General features: G+C 41.8%; 18 protein-coding genes. 6 read left to right on the top strand and 12 right to left on the bottom strand.

Features of this window, described 5'->3' with window-relative positions; translation table 11 throughout:
• The first annotated feature begins 15 nt into the window (after positions 1 to 15).
• The 3 genes from glgD to BMW59_RS17495 are packed head-to-tail and all read left to right on the top strand — an operon-like array spanning position 16 to position 5,007.
• On the top strand, positions 16 to 1,122 hold the full coding sequence (gene glgD / locus BMW59_RS17505) for a glucose-1-phosphate adenylyltransferase subunit GlgD (RefSeq protein WP_093054910.1): 1,107 nt from the start codon (positions 16 to 18) through the stop codon (positions 1,120 to 1,122).
• Between the two features lie 22 nt (positions 1,123 to 1,144).
• On the top strand, positions 1,145 to 2,578 hold the full coding sequence (gene glgA / locus BMW59_RS17500; protein ID WP_093054908.1) for a glycogen synthase GlgA: 1,434 nt from the start codon (positions 1,145 to 1,147) through the stop codon (positions 2,576 to 2,578).
• A gap of 5 nt (positions 2,579 to 2,583) precedes the next feature.
• On the top strand, positions 2,584 to 5,007 hold the full coding sequence (locus BMW59_RS17495) for a glycogen/starch/alpha-glucan phosphorylase (protein WP_093054906.1): 2,424 nt from the start codon (positions 2,584 to 2,586) through the stop codon (positions 5,005 to 5,007).
• Positions 5,008 to 5,175: 168 nt separating this feature from the next.
• On the opposite strand, the gene BMW59_RS17490 is transcribed toward BMW59_RS17495, so the two are convergent.
• From BMW59_RS17490 to thpR, 3 genes are all read right to left on the bottom strand, one after another.
• Positions 5,176 to 5,490 (bottom strand): hypothetical protein, encoded by a 315-nt coding sequence (locus BMW59_RS17490; protein WP_177174415.1) that lies wholly within the window; start codon positions 5,488 to 5,490, stop codon positions 5,176 to 5,178.
• Between the two features lie 84 nt (positions 5,491 to 5,574).
• Positions 5,575 to 6,483, bottom strand: coding sequence for a hypothetical protein (locus BMW59_RS17485; protein ID WP_093054902.1), 909 nt, complete (start codon positions 6,481 to 6,483; stop codon positions 5,575 to 5,577).
• A gap of 17 nt (positions 6,484 to 6,500) precedes the next feature.
• Complete coding sequence (thpR, locus tag BMW59_RS17480) at positions 6,501 to 7,067, bottom strand: RNA 2',3'-cyclic phosphodiesterase (protein WP_093054900.1); 567 nt, start codon at positions 7,065 to 7,067, stop codon at positions 6,501 to 6,503.
• 254 nt (positions 7,068 to 7,321) lie between these two features.
• Here thpR and cysK point away from each other — a divergent pair, with 254 nt between their 5' ends.
• Positions 7,322 to 8,254 carry a cysteine synthase A gene (cysK, locus tag BMW59_RS17475; RefSeq protein WP_093054898.1) on the top strand — a complete coding sequence of 311 codons (933 nt, stop codon included), beginning with the start codon at positions 7,322 to 7,324 and terminating at the stop codon, positions 8,252 to 8,254.
• A 20-nt stretch (positions 8,255 to 8,274) separates the two neighbouring features.
• Here cysK and BMW59_RS17470 read toward each other — a convergent pair whose 3' ends face one another.
• A complete protein-coding gene (locus tag BMW59_RS17470; RefSeq protein ID WP_093054896.1) occupies positions 8,275 to 9,447 on the bottom strand; it encodes an MFS transporter in 1,173 nt (390 codons plus the stop codon).
• A gap of 23 nt (positions 9,448 to 9,470) precedes the next feature.
• The gene (pepV, locus tag BMW59_RS17465; RefSeq protein WP_177174414.1) at positions 9,471 to 10,874 is read right to left on the bottom strand and encodes a dipeptidase PepV; all 1,404 of its coding nucleotides are present in this window, start codon (positions 10,872 to 10,874) and stop codon (positions 9,471 to 9,473) included.
• A gap of 429 nt (positions 10,875 to 11,303) precedes the next feature.
• Here pepV and BMW59_RS17460 point away from each other — a divergent pair, with 429 nt between their 5' ends.
• Entirely contained in the window at positions 11,304 to 11,522 is a 219-nt protein-coding gene (locus BMW59_RS17460) for a DeoR family transcriptional regulator (RefSeq protein WP_093054892.1), read from the top strand.
• Positions 11,523 to 11,570: 48 nt separating this feature from the next.
• Here the strand turns inward: BMW59_RS17460 and BMW59_RS17455 are convergent, their stop codons facing one another.
• The 4 genes from BMW59_RS17455 to wrbA form a co-directional block, all read right to left on the bottom strand.
• Positions 11,571 to 12,284 carry a pseudouridine synthase gene (locus BMW59_RS17455; RefSeq protein WP_093054890.1) on the bottom strand — a complete coding sequence of 238 codons (714 nt, stop codon included), beginning with the start codon at positions 12,282 to 12,284 and terminating at the stop codon, positions 11,571 to 11,573.
• Positions 12,285 to 12,303: 19 nt separating this feature from the next.
• On the bottom strand, positions 12,304 to 13,482 hold the full coding sequence (gene rodA, locus BMW59_RS17450; RefSeq protein WP_093054888.1) for a rod shape-determining protein RodA: 1,179 nt from the start codon (positions 13,480 to 13,482) through the stop codon (positions 12,304 to 12,306).
• A 27-nt stretch (positions 13,483 to 13,509) separates the two neighbouring features.
• Positions 13,510 to 14,709, bottom strand: a complete 1,200-nt coding sequence (gene ftsW, locus BMW59_RS17445; RefSeq protein WP_245733206.1) for a putative lipid II flippase FtsW — start codon at positions 14,707 to 14,709, stop codon at positions 13,510 to 13,512.
• A gap of 192 nt (positions 14,710 to 14,901) precedes the next feature.
• Positions 14,902 to 15,522 (bottom strand): NAD(P)H:quinone oxidoreductase, encoded by a 621-nt coding sequence (gene wrbA / locus BMW59_RS17440; RefSeq protein ID WP_093054884.1) that lies wholly within the window; start codon positions 15,520 to 15,522, stop codon positions 14,902 to 14,904.
• A gap of 220 nt (positions 15,523 to 15,742) precedes the next feature.
• Here wrbA and BMW59_RS17435 point away from each other — a divergent pair, with 220 nt between their 5' ends.
• The gene (locus BMW59_RS17435) at positions 15,743 to 16,054 is read left to right on the top strand and encodes a winged helix-turn-helix transcriptional regulator (RefSeq protein WP_093054882.1); all 312 of its coding nucleotides are present in this window, start codon (positions 15,743 to 15,745) and stop codon (positions 16,052 to 16,054) included.
• Between the two features lie 52 nt (positions 16,055 to 16,106).
• Here BMW59_RS17435 and BMW59_RS17430 read toward each other — a convergent pair whose 3' ends face one another.
• From BMW59_RS17430 to proC, 3 genes are all read right to left on the bottom strand, one after another.
• Positions 16,107 to 17,723, bottom strand: coding sequence for a putative polysaccharide biosynthesis protein (locus tag BMW59_RS17430; protein WP_093054880.1), 1,617 nt, complete (start codon positions 17,721 to 17,723; stop codon positions 16,107 to 16,109).
• Positions 17,724 to 17,875: 152 nt separating this feature from the next.
• On the bottom strand, positions 17,876 to 18,277 hold the full coding sequence (locus BMW59_RS17425; RefSeq protein ID WP_093054878.1) for a secondary thiamine-phosphate synthase enzyme YjbQ: 402 nt from the start codon (positions 18,275 to 18,277) through the stop codon (positions 17,876 to 17,878).
• A gap of 18 nt (positions 18,278 to 18,295) precedes the next feature.
• Positions 18,296 to 19,099, bottom strand: coding sequence for a pyrroline-5-carboxylate reductase (gene proC / locus BMW59_RS17420; protein WP_093054876.1), 804 nt, complete (start codon positions 19,097 to 19,099; stop codon positions 18,296 to 18,298).
• Positions 19,100 to 19,541 lie beyond the last annotated feature (442 nt).

Genomic DNA, 19,541 nt, shown 5'->3' with positions numbered 1-19,541 from the left:
AAAGGAGGCTGCCATATGGATACGTTAATGGGATTAATTAATATAGAACATGAATATGACTTTTTGGAAGAACTGACTTACTTCAGGTGTGGTTCTGCTGTTCCTTTTGCCGGACGCTACCGTTTAATCGACTTTACTCTTTCAAATATGGTGAATTCAGGCGTAGGAGAAGTAGCTATTTTCAGTAATAGAAAATACCGTTCGCTTATGGACCACTTAGGGACAGGCTCAGACTGGGAACTGGCCAAACGGCACGGAGGCTTGTTCATCCTCCCTCCGGACTGGAATGATCCAACCGACATTTCACGGGGAGATTTACGTCATTTCCATAATAACCGGGATTACTTCCACCGTTCAAAAGCTAATCACGTGATTATCAGCGGAAGCCAGTTCATTTCAAACACCCGGTATGAAAAAGCTTTCAATCATCACCTTGAAAACGATGCTGATGTTACCTGCATCACTACCAGGGTAAATGAATTTAAGCCTGAACATGTTTCCCAGCTCCGGGTAGAGCATGATGAGGACGGTAAAATCCTTAATTTAACTAACGACCAGCAAAACCCGCACGTGTTTACCGGGGTGTATATTATAAAAAAAGATGTGTTACTGAAACTGGTTGACGAATGTATTGCCTATCATAAAGACCATTTCTTCTTTAACGGAATAAAGGAAAACCTTCACAGACTGAATGTCCAGTTCTACCGGTACGAAGGCTATAGCGCTTTTGTAAATTCCATAGAAAGCTTTTTCAGGCAGAATATGAATTTACTTCGCCCTGAAAATTATAAAGCTCTCTTTTTCAAAAACCAGTTTGTTCGTACAAAAATCAGCAATGAACCGCCGGTTAAGTATAGAAAAGGTGCGAAGGTATCAGATTCCATGCTTGCAAATGGTTCAGTAATAGACGGTGAAGTCACGGGAAGTATATTATTTAGAGGCGTTAAAGTAAGAAAAGGAGCGCAAGTAAAGAATTCAATAATTATGCAGCGCTGCACAATAGAAGAAGGCGTTCGTCTCGAAAATGTCATTTTGGATAAAGACGTCCATATATCCGCCGGCCAAACCTTTATCGGATCAAGAGAAAAACCATTTGTTGTAGCTAAACGTAAAAACATTTAATTAAAAGGAGAAGAGATTCAGGATGAAAAAGATATTATTTACTGCTTCAGAATGTACCCCTTTTGTAAAGACAGGTGGGCTGGCCGATGTTATAGGATCTCTTCCCCAGGCCCTCCAGAATGAGGGCCTTTGCGAAGTCAGGGTTGTGCTGCCCTTATATGATGAAATATCATCGGAATGGACAGAGCAAATGGAAAAAACAGCTGACTTCCAAGTACAGGTCGGCTGGCGCTCTCAGGAAGCCTCCCTTTACGAACTAAAACATGAGGGAGTCACCTATTACTTTATCGGAAATGATTATTACTATACAAGAAAAGGGATATATGGCTATTACGATGATGGTGAAAGGTTTGTTTTCTTCAGCAGAGCTGTGGTTGAAGCCCTTCAGCATATTGATTATGAACCAGACATTTTACACGGGCATGACTGGCAGACCGGTTTAGCCGTAGCCTTTGCAAAAATATTTCATCCCGGCAATTTAAAAACAGTCTTTACCATTCATAATATTAAATACCAGGGGCTCATGCCTCACCATGCGTTTAATGATCTTATTCAGCTTCCTTTAGAACACTTCGGAGGGTTTGAATGGAATGGGATGATTAATTGTATGAAAAGCGGAATTTTTCACGCTGATAAGATAACGACAGTAAGTCCCAGCTATGCCGAAGAAATTAAGGATCCATTCTATGGAGAAAGCCTCCACCCCCTTCTCAGGGAAAGAAATGCTGATTTATCAGGTGTAATTAACGGGATTAATGCTGAAGATTATAATCCGATGAAAGACCCTAATATTCCAGTTAATTACAGTCATTCGCGGGTAAAAAAGAAAGAAAACAAAGAGGCGCTTCAAGAGGAACTGGGGCTGCATGTTAATCGTGACATTCCTGTTTATATCGCCATATCAAGGCTGGTCGAACAAAAAGGGTTCCACCTGCTTGAAAGAATATTGGACGAGTTTTTACAACAGGAGGTTCAGGTCATAATCCTTGGTACGGGAGAGTATGAATTTGAAGAGTCTTTCAAACACCTGGCATGGAAGCATCAAAGTAAAATGGCGACTCTGCTCAAGTTTGACGAAGGGACCGCCCGTAAGCTTTATGCAGGCGCAGATTTCTTTCTTATGCCATCTAAATTTGAGCCTTGCGGTCTGTCCCAGCTTATCGCTCTCCGGTATAAAACGGTTCCGATCGTGCGTGAAACAGGCGGCTTAAAAGATACAGTCCAGCCTTTTAATGAAATAACAGGCGAGGGCAACGGATTCAGTTTTACTAATTACAATGCTCACGATTTATTGTCTGTTATGAATTATTCCTTAAGTATTTACCACCAGCCTAACCTTTGGGATAAACTTATTAAAAATGTAAATAAAAGCCAGTTCAGCTGGAAAGAATCTGCAAAGGCTTATGCCGGCATCTACAGCGGTCTGACTGAAACAGAAACTGCACCCGAGGAGTGAACGTAATGAACCAATACAGCAAAGAGGCTTTTATTAATCTTCTGGAAGATAAACTGACCCGTCAACGCCGAAAATATCTGGAAGATGCTACCGACAAAGACCTGTATTATGTTATCTCCTCTATTGTGAAAGATGAGTTGATCCCTAAATGGCTGGATACTCAGGAAAGATATCAGCAAAACGAAACAAAGCAGGTTTTTTATCTGTCGATGGAGTTTTTGATCGGCCGGCTCCTTGAAACCAACTTGTTAAACTGCGGCCTTCTCGATACGTGCAAGGAAGCATTGCTTGAACTTGGAAGGAATCCCGAAGAAGTCTTTAAAAATGAACATGATGCCGGCTTAGGGAACGGCGGCTTGGGCAGGCTGGCCGCCTGTTTCCTCGATTCCATCGCTTCCCTGAGTTACGCCGGCCACGGCAGCGGTATCCGTTACAGATACGGCCTCTTCGAACAGAGGATCATACACGGGAACCAGATTGAGCTGCCTGATTACTGGCTCAAAGAAGAGTATCCATGGGAAACAAGAAAAGCTGATGAAGCAGTAGAAGTTCAGTTTGGAGGTAAAGTACACCTTCATAAAAAACAGGACGGTAAATTTGAAGCGAGCTATGAACAGACTGACAAAGTGATGGCTGTTCCTTATGATGTGCCGGTTTCCGGCTATCAGAATAACGTGGTAAACACTTTAAGGCTCTGGAGTGCGGAAATTTCTCCTGAAACATCCGATTTCCTGTCTGGTCCTAATTCCCAGTATTACCACCACCTCGATCATACCCATTCTGTAGAACAAATTTCAGGATTTTTATATCCGGATGATTCAAGCTTTGAAGGAAAAGAATTGAGGTTAAAACAGCAATATTTCCTTGTATCGTCTACTATTCAGGGAATTATAAAGAAATTTAAGACAGACTATAATCTTCCGCTGTCATCGATGGCTGAAAAGATTGTCATTCAGATTAATGATACACATCCCAGTCTCGCGGTTCCTGAACTGATGCGCCTCTTAATGGACGAAGAAGAGTTTGAATGGGATGAGGCATGGGAAGTAACGACAAACGTCATAGCGTATACGAATCATACCACCTTAAGTGAGGCTTTGGAGAAATGGCCTGTCTCAATGATCCAGAACCTGCTTCCGAGAATTTATATGATCATTGATGAAATAAATGAGCGTTTTTGCCAGGGGATCTGGTTTGACCACGAGGAACTGCGCGAGAAGATTCCGGAACTTGCCATTATCGCTGATGACCAGGTACATATGGCCAGGCTGGCTATCGTCGGAAGCTTCAGCGTCAATGGGGTAGCGAGAATACACACTGAAATTCTTAAAAAGAAAGAAATGAAGGATTTCTATACCCTTTTTCCTTCCCGCTTTAATAATAAAACTAACGGGATCACCCACAGGCGCTGGCTCCTGCAGGTCAACCCGTGTCTGTCCCGGGCCATAACTGATGTCATAGGCCCTCAATGGATAAAACAGCCGAATAAATTGATCAGTTTGCTGCGTTATTCAAATGATAAACCATTTCTGGAGAAAATTGACCGCGTGAAACAAAAAAATAAGCAAGCCCTTGCTAATTTAATTCATGAAAAAACAGGCTTCACTGTAGACGAAGAATCAATTTTCGATGTCCAGATAAAACGGCTGCATGAGTACAAACGGCAGTTACTGAATATTTTTCATGTTATTTACCTTTATAATGAATTAAAGGATAACCCTTCACTCGATCTGACACCAAGAACATTTATTTTCGCAGCGAAGGCAGCTCCAAGCTACCATCTGGCAAAAGAAGTGATTAAGCTGATCCATCATGTCGCCTCCATTGTCAATCATGATAAGTCGATCAATGATAAACTGAAGGTTATTTTCCTTGAAAATTATAACGTCAGCCTCGCCGAAAAAATAATACCAGCTGCAGATATAAGTGAACAGATCTCTACAGCGAGTAAAGAGGCCTCGGGCACAGGAAACATGAAAATGATGATGAATGGTGCCATCACTCTGGGGACACTTGATGGAGCAAACATTGAAATTAAAGACCTTGTGGGAGAAGACAATATATTTATCTTTGGGCTGAATGCTGAAGAAGTGTTAAATTATTACCAAAATGGTAATTATGTAGCTAAGGATATCTATCATACCGACGACCGTGTAAAAAGGATCCTGGATCAGTTAAATCACGGAGAGTTCGGGGCTGAAGAAATTGAATTCAAAGATATTTTCTATAATATTCTTTATCATAATGACCCTTATTTCGTCTTAAAAGATTTTGATCCTTATATCGAGTCACACGAATTAGTCGAACGGGCCTACCGGGATAAACAGACATGGCAGAAAATGAGCGTCACTAATATTGCTTACTCAGGAAAATTTTCCAGCGACAGGACGATCAGAGAATACGCTTCTGAGATATGGAAATTAAATTGAAATCAGAGGCTGAACTAACAAAGCGACAAGCTCTTCCATTTTGAAGGGCGGGCCGCGGGAGTACCGGGGCTTGCACTCTGGAAAGTATCCGAATGTTACCGGCAGATATGCTACAATTTTGAACACATCCATAAAAAAACACTGGGGCAGCGTTTGCTCCAGTGTTTTTTATAATTTTGAAGCCCAATTAACAAGAGAGTCATCCACTTCCTGTTTTTCTTCACAAGTCATGGCAGGCTGGATAATAAATAATTTATCATTCCAAGAACCGCTTTGGTTTTCCCCTTTTAAATACGCGGCTTCAAGATCTTTTACAGCTAAATGAACTGAATAAGCAAATAAAGGATCTCCTTCTTCAGTCAGAGCCACTTCAATCCCTTTATTTCCTTTCCAGTCAAACGCATGGCGTATATAAACATGACAGCCGGACTGGCAGGATAACATTGCTTGATTATTTTCATCTGTCACACGCTTCACCTTCATTATCTGTTTCTGTATTAGCACACTTTTCCTATAATACAGAATAACGAGGGGATATTCAACAGATAAATATTTATATACTGACCTTTATTGCTCCCCCTCCGAGAGCCTGTGTTCAGACTTTGTAAGGCTTTGGGATAAAAGGATATCGGCAGCTTTTAACTGTACATGTTTAATAGGTGACTTGTTTTTTAAAATAGACTGTTTAAATGTGTCAAAACTGCGTTTATCAATTATTTTTATATTTTTGCCTGCTGCTGGCATATCAATGAAGCTGTCTTTCGCTACTACTGCTGTCCGAATAGGCAAAGACATCCCTTTCTCTGACAATATGCCCTCAACTACTGTTTTCATCCGTCTTAAAGAAATAAAAGGATGTAATATACGTTCATTCCTTCCATCTTGCTTCCTTACCCAGAAACGGTCTGACTCAGGCTGGAATATTGTATGGCTATTTCCCCGCAGCGGATGAATCAGCCAAACTTCAGAGGGAGTCAATACTATCACTTCCAGATCGACTGGTGCTTTTTTTAATATAAAGGACGGCTCATAAAAAACAAAATACGTATCAGGCAACTCATTTAGCAAAAAGTTCAATAAAGTATCAAAATAGTAACTTTTCTTTACATAAGATACTTTTGAGACGGTGGAACTTGCCCAGTTTACCTGAAACTCAAACAGCTCTTTTCTGAAGGTCTCTTTCAGCTCTTCCATTGTATGGTGCCTGAGCTGCTGTTCTGAAGGTAAGTCCACTTCTTCTTTAATATCCTTCTTTTTACGGCGAAAAAGTCTCAGGGATTTTATTATAATTGAACTATCCTTTTTTTCATAATCATTCCAAAAAGGAAGATCATTGTAACCTTTTTTTCTGTTCTCCCAATCCTGTTTCAGCCTCTGCCAACGTTCCTTTTTCAGTCGGACATAGCGGGCTGGGTAACGGTAAATATCTATTTCATAACGTGAAACGTAATCAGACAATTTTAGGAGCTGTCCCAAAGTTCTTCCTCCTCTCCTTATTCCCCGTCTGCTAAATCAATGACCTCAATTACTTCATACATATGATCTTTTGACGGGTGAATCTGGAATAAACATACTTTATTTATCTGTTGTTTACTCTTATTAATTTCTGACGGTAAATCCCAGCTGGCTGGACGTTCGCCCTTTGGATTTTTCCATTTTTTAGCCAGAGTAGCATGCGGGCGGTAAGGGCGGTTCTCTGCCGGAAAGCCGAGCGAGATGGCTTCATCTTCAATCACCTTCTGCAGATAAAACAGGTCCCGCTTAAACTCAGGTTCCATGTAAAAGACCCCTGGCTGACGTTTATTTCCAAAAAAATTTAATTGAGAAAAGGTGATAGTAAAGCTGGGAATCCCGCTAAGTTTTTCTTCCAGTCTTCTCCATAACTTTACCCTGTTTACCTCTTCCCATCCACCTAAAAACAATAAGGTAATATGAAAATCCTGTTTATTAACCAGCTTTTTGTAATATTTATCCAGATGATAAACCTCTTGCCATTGCTCACACTTTTGTCTGACTTCTCCGCTTAATGGTATGCCTATAAACGTATGCACGCCGCTCATATTCCTCACTCCTTTATACTTATAGAAAAGCTGTGATACAATATAGATTAAACATATCTATTTAATACGACTTTAACTTCTAGTAACCGTGCTCTTTAAGATAGCCTCTCCAACTCTAAAGACATACCTTCTGGTGAACGAAGGGACGAACACCCGCAGGAGCGAAGTCTTCGCCGCGTGTCAACTGCCAAATTAAGTAAATATTTTTATAATATATCTTAAATTATTATAACCAGGAAAGGATGAACAGCCGCATGAAAGTAGTAAATAATATGTCCGAACTGATAGGTGATACACCTCTTGTTAAACTGCAGAAACTGCCTGAAGAAGGAGGAGCCCAGGTTTATTTAAAGCTTGAATTTATGAATCCAAGCGGAAGTGTAAAAGACCGCGCTGCTTTTAACATGATTGACCAGGCAGAAAAAGAAGGGTTTATCAACGAAAAATCAGTAATTATTGAACCTACGTCCGGTAATACAGGCATCGGTTTGGCAATGACTGCAGCAGCCAAAGGGCTTGAAGCAATATTAGTCATGCCTGACACGATGTCAAAAGAACGAATTAATCTGTTAAAAGCTTACGGAGCAAAAGTGGAATTAACTCCCGGAGATAAAAAAATGCCTGGAGCTATTGATAGAGCTCATGAGCTTGTTAAAGAAATTCCCAACAGTTTTATGCCTATGCAATTTGAGAACGCTGCTAATCCGGATGCCCACCGGCACACGACAGCTTCTGAAATCATTGATGGTATGAATCAACTTGGAAAAAAGCTGTCTGCATTTGTTGCAGCTTCCGGAACGGGCGGAACCATTACCGGAACAGGAGAAGAATTAAAAAAAGAATATCCGGACCTTTCCGTGCATGTCGTCGAACCTAAAGGTTCGCCTGTCCTATCAGGAGGAAAACCAGGCCCCCATAAACTTGTCGGTACCAGTCCCGGTTTCGTACCTCCTATCTTAAATGAAAAAGTGTATGGAGAAATTTTCAGGATAGCAGATGAAGATGCATATGAAACAACCCGCCGTTTATCAATGGAAGAAGGAATATTAGTCGGTCCTTCATCCGGAGCTGCCTGTTATGCTGCTTTACAAGTTGCTAAAAGGCTGTCTCCTGATGATGTGGTGGTCGCTATTGCATGTGATACAGGTGAACGTTACCTTTCAACCGATTTATTTGATTTTGAATAAATATTCTACAGGCAGCTTCTTCAGGAAGCTGCCTGTATGTTGTCAGAGCTGTTTTGTTTAATCATCCAAAGGGTTAATAACGCCCCTGCAAGCGATAAAACGCCGTAAAATAAATACACTGACAAAATATTGTACCAATCCATGATTAAGCCTGCACTTATGCTGAAAAACCACGCCCCTAAACCATTACCGACAGCTGAGTATATCGCTACAGCGGTTGCTTTAACTTCTTTAGGGGCGAGTTCCGTTACATACTGAAGAGCAGCCGGGACAAATAAACCTATACTGAACCCCTGAATAATGGTAGTCACATATATAAAACCCGGTTCAGGCCCTGTGGCATAGAAAAGCCATCTGATTCCGGAAGCAAATGCCGCAGCAAACAAAATAACAAGTATGCCCCGTTTCCTGATCCAGTTCCCAGCCCACCTCATGAAAGGAACTTCACTGCCGGCGGCTAACAGGAATGCAAAACCTACCCCTGCAAGTGAACCGCCTGTAAATTGAATCAATAAACCAAAATAAAAATTATTCGCCATAATTGGGCCAAAAACGAGAAAGGTAACCAGGAGGAACAGCATAAAGCCTGGGACTTTTACAAGCCGTTTCATCCCCCCTTTTAAATCCACTTTTGTAGTCACCTGCTCTTTAGGCATGCCCCACGAAAAGAAGGCGCTTATAAATAAAACGGCCGCAAAACCGTAAAAGATAACAGACTGTGCAAACCAGTCTGATAAATTACCCATTAACCAGACAGAGACAGCAAAACCTACTGCTCCCCACATACGAATATTCCCGTAGTCTCCGCCATGTCTGTATACATAATTCATAGCCATACTGTCTGACAATGGGATTACAGCACTTTGGAAGACAGCCAGACCTGCAGCAATTGTTACAAATACGATATACTCTTCAGCAAACAAATACGTAAAACCGACCGCTCCTGCACCTATACAAGCTGCTGTAAGAAGCATTCTCGGCCTCTTTGTATAATCGCTTAACATTCCCCAGACCGGCTGTGTAAGCAGCATAACAATAGGGCCAATGGACGTTATCACCCCTATTTGAGAACCGCTCAGCCCTGCCTCACTCTGTAAATAAACGCTTAAAAGAGGAAATAAACCTCCAAAAGCGAAATATGCAAAAAAATAAAAAGCTTTCATATTAAAAAAAGTCTGTTGTTGGCTATCCATTTAACATCCCTGGCTTTCCATAATTATTGTTGATTACATAGCTCGTAAATTGCTTCTGCGTACATAGCTGTGATCTTAACAAGATTATCAATATCAATATACTCATCGGCCTGGTGTACCACGTCTTTCTGGCCTGGGAACAGCGGGCCGAAAGCAACACCTGCCTTTAAAGATCTCGCATAGGTCCCTCCGCCAATCGCAATCAGATCAGCTTTACTGCTTGTCTGACTCTCATAAACCTTTGAAAGAGTCCTGACCAGCTGATGGTCTTTATTTACCGCATGAGGCGGAGCATGTGAAATAATACTTCCAGTAAACCCTGTACTTGTGAAAATGCGGTCCAGCCTTTGCTTTACACTGTTAAAAATCACCCCGTCAGGATAACGCAAATTAATACCAATGCTGCTGGTGTTTCCTCCTTCAAACTTAATTGTTCCAATATTTATGGTGAGGTCCCCCAGCTCTTTATGCATATAGTTAACTCCTGCCTTTTTACCGCGTGAATCATTTAAAAAGTAGTCATTTAATGTATAGAAAAACCTTTTTTCATATTCTTTAAGAGGCATAGTGCACAAAAAATCAGCTAAGTACAAACCCGCATTCAGTCCGTCTTCCGGTTCCATCCCGTGGGCTGAGCGCCCCGAAAAAGTCAGTAATACGGTGTCTGAATCCTCCTCTACGCCCCCTTCAGCCTGAATTTGCGCTAAGTAGTTTTTATATATTTCTTTTAATTGGAAGTCAGCATCCAGCTCTTTTTTATTTATGACTGCTGAAGCAAAATCAGGCACCATGTTCAGCCTGCTGCCTGAGCTGAACGAACGGATCAGGCCTTGTTCTTCCCACAAGTCCAATTTATAAGTCAGGTCGGCTATTCCTTTCTCGGCATAGATTATTGGAAAGTCAGCATCAGGTGCAAATCCAAGCGAGGGCATCTCTTCATGGTCAAAATAATGACTGACGCACCGCCATTGACTCTCTTCATCTGTTCCGATAATCAGCCTGACTCTTTTTTCTAACTTTACTCCCTTGTCCTTCAGTAACTTCAATGCATGATAAGCAGCCATTGTCGGTCCCTTATCATCCAAAGCTCCCCGGGCATAAATTTTCCCGTTCCGAATATCCGCATCAAAGGCAGGGGTCGTCCAGCCTTCCCCCTCAGGTACAACATCAATATGACATAAAACCCCTACCAGCTCTTCTCCTTCTCCCCATTCAATGTGAGCTGCCTTTCCATCCAAATCTTTCACAGTGAATCCATCTTTCTCAGCTTTATGCAACAGCCAGTTATACGCTTTGCGGATCCCTTCACCGAAAGGGGCATATGAAGAAGCAGTTGCTTCGTCTAAGACACTTTTTATTTGTAAAAAATCCTGTGTATTATTTACGATCATTTCTTGTCTTTTTTTAACTAATTTGTTCCAATCCATATTTTCTTCCTCCATTTTAATTTCAAATATGAGTATACGCTTTTACAGTGTAATGGAAAAGGGAGTCTGTGAATAGATATCTTTACATAGGCTTAATAAATGTTAACAAACCGATAACTTTACTAAAAGCACTTTCGTACGTTAAAATATAGAAAAGGAGGGAGACACATTTAACTTTACCTCTTAGACAGGAGGTCTGAGTTCTGACTTGGCACATATTATTTTTGGCGAATCACATATTGGCCGCGGACTTAGATAAACGCTTTAAATGACGTGGAGTATTTCTGCAGACACTGAGACGCTTTTCTTTATCCGTTTAGGATAATGACCGGACACTTCAGTAGGCTGTCTTTTAAACATTCACCCTGTCTCCATTAAATTCAGTCTTACAATCTCTGAACACGGGTGACAAAAATAAGGAGTGGTTTTTTGAAACCTTCAACTGAACGGATGTTAACTCGGATTAAATCCATTTACCTTTTTATCAGTCAAAGAGGAAGCGTCTCTACAAAAGAATTGGTTGAGGAGTTCGGGATCACTGAACGAACTGTCCAGCGGGATTTGAATGTACTGGAATATAATAACCTTGTAGTCAGCCCTGAGAGAGGGTTGTGGACTACAACCAATAAAAAAGTTAAAGTCTCCTAAAAAGACAGAAAACCTGTTGTGATTTTTTCACGACAGGTTTTCTCTGTATTACGTACTGTTTATTAAGTTTTGGAGTTCGTCCTCTGTCAATTCTCTATAAGTTCCTAAATCAAGCGTCTCATCAAGATAAAGCGGGCCGATACGTTCTCTTTTCAGCCTAATGACTTTTTTTCCTCTTGTTTGGAACATGCGTTTGACCTGATGAAACTTTCCTTCATGAATAGTTATTCGCACGACATCAGCATTTTTTCCTTCTATACGTTCTACTTTAGCAGGCCTTGTCACATACCCGTCATCCAGTGTGACCCCTTTTTCCAAAGAATCAATATCTTCCTCACTAACGGGGCTGTCAAGATGAACGAGATACGTTTTATCAACCTTCTTTTTTGGGGAAGTAAGCTTATGGGCCAGTTTTCCATCATTAGAAAGGAGCAGGAGTCCAGTTGTATCTTTATCAAGCCTTCCGACCGGGAAAGGGTTATATAAAGCATCTTCGGCTTCCAGAATTTCTGTGACAGCCGATTCCTTCAAGTCCTCCGTTGCCGACACATAACCTTGCGGCTTATTCATCATTAAATAAATAAATTGTTTATACTCAAGTCTTTCCCCGAATACTTCAAGCGTATCTTTATCAGGGTCTACATGAATTTTCCCGTCTTTAACTGTTTCTCCGTTTACAGAAAAACTGCCTTTTTTTAATAGTTTCTTTACTTCTTTCCGCGAACCGTAGCCCATGTTGGCTAATATTTTATCAGCACGCACTGAGAATCCCTCATTTCTTCTACTCTTCTTCTCCAAACATATAGTGCCTCGTTCTGATATTTACATTCAGGACAATCCCGACGGCCAGCATATTTGTTATTAACGCACTCCCCCCGTAACTGATAAATGGAAGAGCTAATCCTGTAATTGGTACAAGACCAATCGTCATCCCTATATTTTGAAAAATTTGAAAAACAAGTAACCCAATGACTCCGGCAACTAAATAGGTGCCAAAGCTGTTATTGCAAGTAAAAGCAATAATTACCATGCGGTACAATAACAGAAAGTAGACAACAATTAACACAGTCGCCCCAACAAAACCGAACTCTTCTGCAATCACTGTAAATATAAAGTCGGTATGTAATTCCGGAATTGCCCCGCTTTGTGATTTTACCCCGGCCCCAAATCCGCTTCCGTAAAGCTGTCCTGCGCCAATGCCCTGTAAAGCATGATAAAGCTGGTACCCTTCAGCGCCTATATTTGCATTAGGGTCCAGCCAGGCATAAATTCTGCTTAACTGGTGAGGGGCTATAAGATAGTTGGAGAAAAACGCGAAATAGTTGTTATGAAGCCAAACGAGCAATGCTATAAAACCTAGAGCAAGCGACATAATTAAACCAATCATCCTGAAAGTGACCCCTGCCATTAGAATAGCAATAAAAATAATGGCTCCAATGACGAGCGCTGTTCCCAAATCAGGCTGTATAAGAATAAGGCCGAACGGCGGCAGTCCGACAGCAAGTATTTTTCCTACAACAATACAGTCAGTTGTAAATGACTTCTCTCTGGGGGTTCTCGTAATCTGATATATTAAATGCGCCAGAGAAATAATGACGAATATTTTTACAAACTCAGAAGGCTGAAAGCGAAATAATCCGTCAATTCCGATCCAGCGCTGTGCTCCATTTATTTCTATCCCGAAAAAGTGAACCAGAAGCAAAAGAATCATTCCGAGAATATAAAAAGGAATAGATAAATTTTTAAAAAAATCATAATCAATGACCATTGCCCCCATCATAAGAACAGTACCGATGGCAAACCACAGAAGCTGCCGCTGAATAAAATGACCGGGACCGACATTATACTGGTCAGCAGTTGCAGCACTGTATATAGCTAATAAACTGATACACATCAGTACGAATAAAAAGAACAGGAGTGTATAATCAAGCTGTTGAAAGGGACTTTTACGTTCTTGCATGTTTCCACCTACTAACACTTTCCTAATTTATCTTACAAAAGAGGCAGATGGTTTACCCACATATCCTCTCTTTTTTTCTGTTGTTCCGTCACCGTTTTCATAAAGCCGTTCCTGGCGTTCCTTTTCTGTTCTTCGTGATATATTAGCCAGGATGCCCATGGAGATAAAGGTGACCATTAAAGAAGACCCACCGTAGCTTAGGAATGGAAATGGAATACCAGTAATAGGAAGGAACCCGTTTACTGCTCCGGCATTAAAGACCATCTGTATCCCCAGCTGAAACACAATGCCAAACGCCAGCAAACTGCCAAAAGCATCCTTGCACCTGGCCCCAATGACTACTCCTCTTCCAATGATGACGAGCATTAATAGAAAGACAAAAGTAATACCTATTAAACCCAGCTCCTCACTGATAATTGCCAGTATAAAATCTGTATGGGCTTCAGGCAGATAAAATAATTTTTGAACGCTCTGGCCTAAGCCTGCCCCGGAAACGCCTCCGTGAGCAATCGCAATGTAAGACTGAACAAGCTGGAATCCTTCCGTCTGTTCCAGTTCAAACGGGTTCCGGTGGCCAAGAAGGCGGTTTAATCTGTATGGGGCTGACTGGGCGTAATGGTACAGCGCCCATCCTGCCAGCGAGCCGAGCGAAATAATATGAAGAAGCCTTGCACCGGAACAAAAAGCAATCAGGCCTGCCACTAAAACAATAGACGTGGCTGTTCCAAGGTCAGGCTGAAGCATAATCAGCACAAAAAAGACCAGTACAACAATCAAAGGCGGCATAACTCCGGTAAAAAATTTATTAATGTACGCCTGTTTCCTTGAATACACATAGGCTAAATAAATAATTGAACCCACTTTTACAAATTCTGACGGCTGGATTCTTAACCCGCCTAAATTGATCCAGCGAGTGGCCCCGTTTACCTCGTGCCCGACTCCAGGAACTAAAATTAACAGCAGCAGAAATATAGAACCTAACACGATCCATTTTGCCAGTTTACGAAAATGGCGGTATGGAAAGAACATAAATAAAGTGAACAAAAAAGCAGAAATCACCAGCCACTGAAGCTGACGATCGAAGAAGTAAGTTATATTATCATGATGCTGATAACCTTGAACAAAACTCGCACTGTAAACCATCACAAGGCCGAATAATGCAAGAAGCAGTAAACTTACTATAAGATACCAATCTATGTAAAGCTTTTTACCATTTTTCTCTTCCAAGGAGTTCACCTCCATAGGCCACCCAAAGGCAACCATGCACATATTAATTCTTACATTATAGCAGAAGGGATAGAGCTCTAAAAGAGACTTGTGAACTGACAGAGGAAATTATTTTCAGTACATAATAAAAATCTGCTGTAACCATGGTCACAGCAGATTTTTCAGGCTTATTCTATTTATTTTCGTGGATTTTTACCCTCTTAATGCTTTAGCCACAGTGGCCACCCGTTTCCCTAAACGTTTAGCCATTGTTAAATCTCTCTCATCAGGCTCGTTGCTTCCATCAGGGCCCGCTACTGTGGAAGCTGAATAAGGTGAACCGCCAACAGGATCATCTGTCATCATTTCCGGATTTTCCCCATAAGGAAGGCCTACATAAATAAGTCCAAAGTGAAGCAATGGGACTATAGATGTAATTGCTGTTGTTTCCTGGCCGCCATGAATGGTATTAGTACTTGAGAAAATCCCTGTTGCTTTGCCTTCCAAGTCGCCGTTCATCCACAAGGCACCTGCCGAGTCAATGAATTGCTTCATTTGGGCAGGCATAGAGCCGTAACGGGTAGGAATGCCCCATACGATTCCGTCGGCCCACTTTAAATCATCGTGGGTCGCAACAGGAATATCTTCCTGCGCTTTTTGTGCTTCTACATAGGCATCCTGTCCGGACATCGCTGCTTTAACTGCTTCAAATTCTTCTACCCGGACAATTTTAACTTCCGCACCTTCTATATCTGAGACACCTTCTGCGACTGCTTTTGCCATTTTATAAATATGGCCGTATGAACTGTAATAAGGCACAAGAATTTTTGTCATTTTAAACCACTCCTATAATAAATTTTAATTGCTTGAAAAACCGCTTACCCGTAAATAACATTCCTTGTACAGAAAAATAATAAACCTCTTATTTTTTTAAATTTACAATAGTTTAATGTGTTACTAACTATTTGTAAGTATAATATCGCAGCTGCTTACTAAAGTCAAGTGATTATGGTACAATAATTCAAAGGGATAACGTCTCCCAGGGAGTGATCATATGGTTAAAATGAACTTGTGCCCTAAATTTGAAACTGCTTTTCAGCTGCTAGGAAAACGGTGGAACGGGCTGATTATCCGTGTTTTGCTGAATGGCCCTGTAAGGTTTCGTGATATTTCTGCAAATATTCCGGGTATGAGCGATAAAATGCTTGTAGACCGGCTTAAACAGCTTGAAGCGGCCGGGGTGGTCAAACGAAAAGTGTACCCGGAAACTCCCGTCCGCATCGAATATCTGCTGACTGATAAAGGAAAAGCGCTCGAACCCGCCTTAGATGAAATACAGGCATGGGCCGAAAACTGGATGGATTAAAAAGGTGCTTCGCAATTATAGCGAAGCACCTTTTGTTTGTTTTAATGAGTCATTATTTTTTATTCAGGAAATCAAACCTGTGGCCCAGAATTTGGCCGGCAAGCCCGGAACGTACACTGATATTTAAGTAAACTGCTATTCCCGCGACCACGGAGACAGTTAATATGAGCAAAGCGTCCCAACGGCTATTTACGGGGATAATCTGCTGAAAACCGTAATTCAGGAAAGCGACCACTGCTGCCATCCCTGCAGTAAATATGCAAATGAGTAAAAACCGTTTTAATACGAATGTAAAGTTATATTCTGCAAACTTATGAACAGCCCAAAGGTTAACGGCGATTGCAATGAGATAGCCCGTTCCTGTTGCAATAATGGCGCCATGTGCCGCGAACCAGGATATAAGCAGGCTGTTTCCTGAAACTTTAAAAGCCAGACCTGCTAATAAAGCAATGACAGCATATTTTTGTTTATTAATGCCCTGAAGCAGAGCAGAGGTCACAGCAAAAATTGAAAAGGCTATAGCAACGGGAGCATAGAACCTTAGAACATCACTTCCTACAGCCACTTCTTCTAAACCAAACAGTGCTCCATAAGCAGGCTCTGCCAAAACCATTAAACCTGTTGCTGCCGGGACAGTTAAAAACAATATAATTTGAAAAGTCTGTGTAATCGTCCGCTGGAGTCTGTCTTTTTCCTCATTAATATAGGCGTTAGTGACAGTAGGAATAATTGTTAATGACATCGCTGTTGCTAGTGCTACAGGTATAAGTATGAGCTTGTGGGAAGCCTGCGTAAAAGATGCGTAATATGTTTCCGTGACGGCTTGACTGATGCCTGTTGCCATCATTGCAGGGTTAAAAGTAATTAAATCTACTGTTTGATATAGAGGAATAGATAGCCCTACAAAAGAAATAGGCAAGGCATACGCAAACAGTTCTTTATACATTTTCGGAAGCGGAATCTGATAATCCACAGTGCTCTCATCAATCTGCTTCTGCAACCCGTGCCATCTTCTTTTCCAGTAGAACAGCAACACTGCCAAACCGGCAACCGCACCGACAAATGCTCCAAATGTCGCAAAACCTACTGCAATGCCTAATTCTCCGCCAAAGACGTTAATAATCAAATACGTAAATAAAAGGATAAAAATAATTCTGATTAACTGTTCCACTACTTGTGAGACAGCCGTGGGGCCCATTGACTGGTGTCCTTGAAAATACCCCCGGATAAGCGCCATGACCGGTACCACGAGCAGGGCCACGCTCACCATACGAATAGTGAAGATGGTGTCAGCCACTGTGTTTCCTTCCAGACTTTCCGGATCAAGTACCTGATGGGCGATCGGACCGGCTAGAAAAAATAAAACTAGAAAGGCAATAAATCCTGTAATCGTCATAACAACTAAGCCCGATTTTAAAAGGCGCTGTCCTGTCCTGTAATCGCCTAATGCATTATATTTTGAGACAAACTTTGAAACAGCCAGAGGGACACCAAGCGTAGCAAGGCTCAGCAGGACGGTATACGGTGTATAACCGTATTGGTAAAGCGCGAGCCCTTTATGGCCGACAATTGCTGTAAATGGAAAAACATAAATCAAACCGAGCATTTTAGAGAGAAAAATGCTGGCGGTTAATATCATTGTGCCTCGGATTAATTGTTGTTCAGACATTTAGCTTACTCCTACATCATTTTTTTCGCATACTGATAGCATTTTATCACATTTTGTTTCGAGGGGGCTGATTTTACAGAGAAAAGTAAATGACACAGGAAAAAAAGGCCCAGCTTGCCGCTGAACCTGAACCTGTTTTATCCAATGATCTGTCAGCCTTCTATTATTTTAATATATACATTCCTTTGCCTTGGGCCATCAAACTCACAGAAGTAAATCCCTTGCCATGTCCCAAGGATAAGTTTTCCGTTATCAATAATGACTGCTTGTGAAGCACCGACGGTACTTGCTTTTAGATGAGATGCCGTGTTTCCTTCTGCATGGCGGTACTGCTCATGATGCCATGGATATACTTCGTCCCAGCGCATAATCATATCCCGCTTAACATCTGGATCGGCATTCTCATTAATGGTGATGCCTCCAGTGGTGTGTGCACAATAAACATATACTACTCCGTTATTTACACCGCTCTCATCTAAAACTCGCTGCACCTCGTTCGTGATATCCTGCATCTCGTCACGTGAACCGGTCGATAAGGACAATTTTTTCAGCATGCAAATACCTCCAGTAACTTAATCTTTTCCGCCACGGGCATGGTCATTAGTTGCCTTTACAGCCTTTTTAACAAGAGAACCGAAATTTTCCTTTTCAAGAACTCTCAGCCCTTCTGCTGTAGAGCCTCCCGGAGAGGCTACTTGCTGCATTAACGTTTGCGGTGATTCACCTTTTTCAAGCATGGATGCTGATCCTTTAAGCATATGAGTCACCAGCTTTCTTGCCTGGTCAGGGCTGACCTCATAAGATACGGCCGCTTCTTCCAGTGCTTCTGCGAAAGCATACAAAAATGCGGGCGCGCTCCCTGTAATTGCTGTTAAATCATGAACTTGTTCTTCGGGCAATTCTTCTGCTTCGCCAATGGCTGATAAAATCTTGTAAAGTATTTTCCTATGATTCTCTTCCACATAATTGCCGCACGCAAACGTAGACATTGACTGGCCGATCTGTGCGCCGGTATTAGGCATAATCCATGCTGCAGGTGTTCTGTCCGGCAGACGTGCTTCCATATATGAAGGGTCTATTCCGGCTGCAACAGTGATAATAAACTGGCCTTCTATCATGCCGGAAAGCTGCCTGAGCAACTCATTATGCGTATGAGGAGGTGAAGCAAGCAGAATAGCATCATGTTTGTTTACTTCTGTTTTCCAATCGCTGCTCACTTCCACTCCGTATGTGTTTTTTAATCTCTCAAGTTTTTCGGTATCAGCCCTATTTGAAACTGTCACTCTGGTAAATCCGTTATTTTCATCCTCTGTGAGGCCGGAAATAATAGCTTCTGCCATCCGTCCAGCACCAATAAAAAGTAATTTAGTCACCATTATTCATCCCCTTTAATCATGTTATTTAACATATCATGTTTAAAGGGGAAAGACAAAGAAAGGGAGGGCGTATGGTTGGTGCTACCGTTGTTGCACTCTTCACCTGCGACGAGCAAGCCCCTGGCTGCGCAGGAGCACCAACAAACGGATCACGAAGAATTCTTAAACAATCGCAAGCATAATGGAGTTTAAAGTCAGTAACTAAGCGGTTGGTGCTACCCGTGTTGCACCAACCTCCCCCCATTGTGACAACTAATCTTCACCTGCGACGAGCAAGCCCCTGGCTGCGCAGGGTACCCGGCTTTCCGCCCCTCTTTTTAAACAGGCCTTCCCTGCCTTTTTAAGAAAATCGAGTAGGAGGAGGGTTCGACCCTCCGTCCTCTCACACCACCGTACGTACGGTTCTCGTATACGGCGGTTCAATGAGTTGAGTGATGCTTTT

It is taken from the genome of Salipaludibacillus aurantiacus, from assembly GCF_900111295.1.
Classification (GTDB): Bacteria; Bacillota; Bacilli; order Bacillales; family Salisediminibacteriaceae; genus Salipaludibacillus; species Salipaludibacillus aurantiacus.
This window is presented reverse-complemented; position numbering and strand designations above follow the sequence as displayed.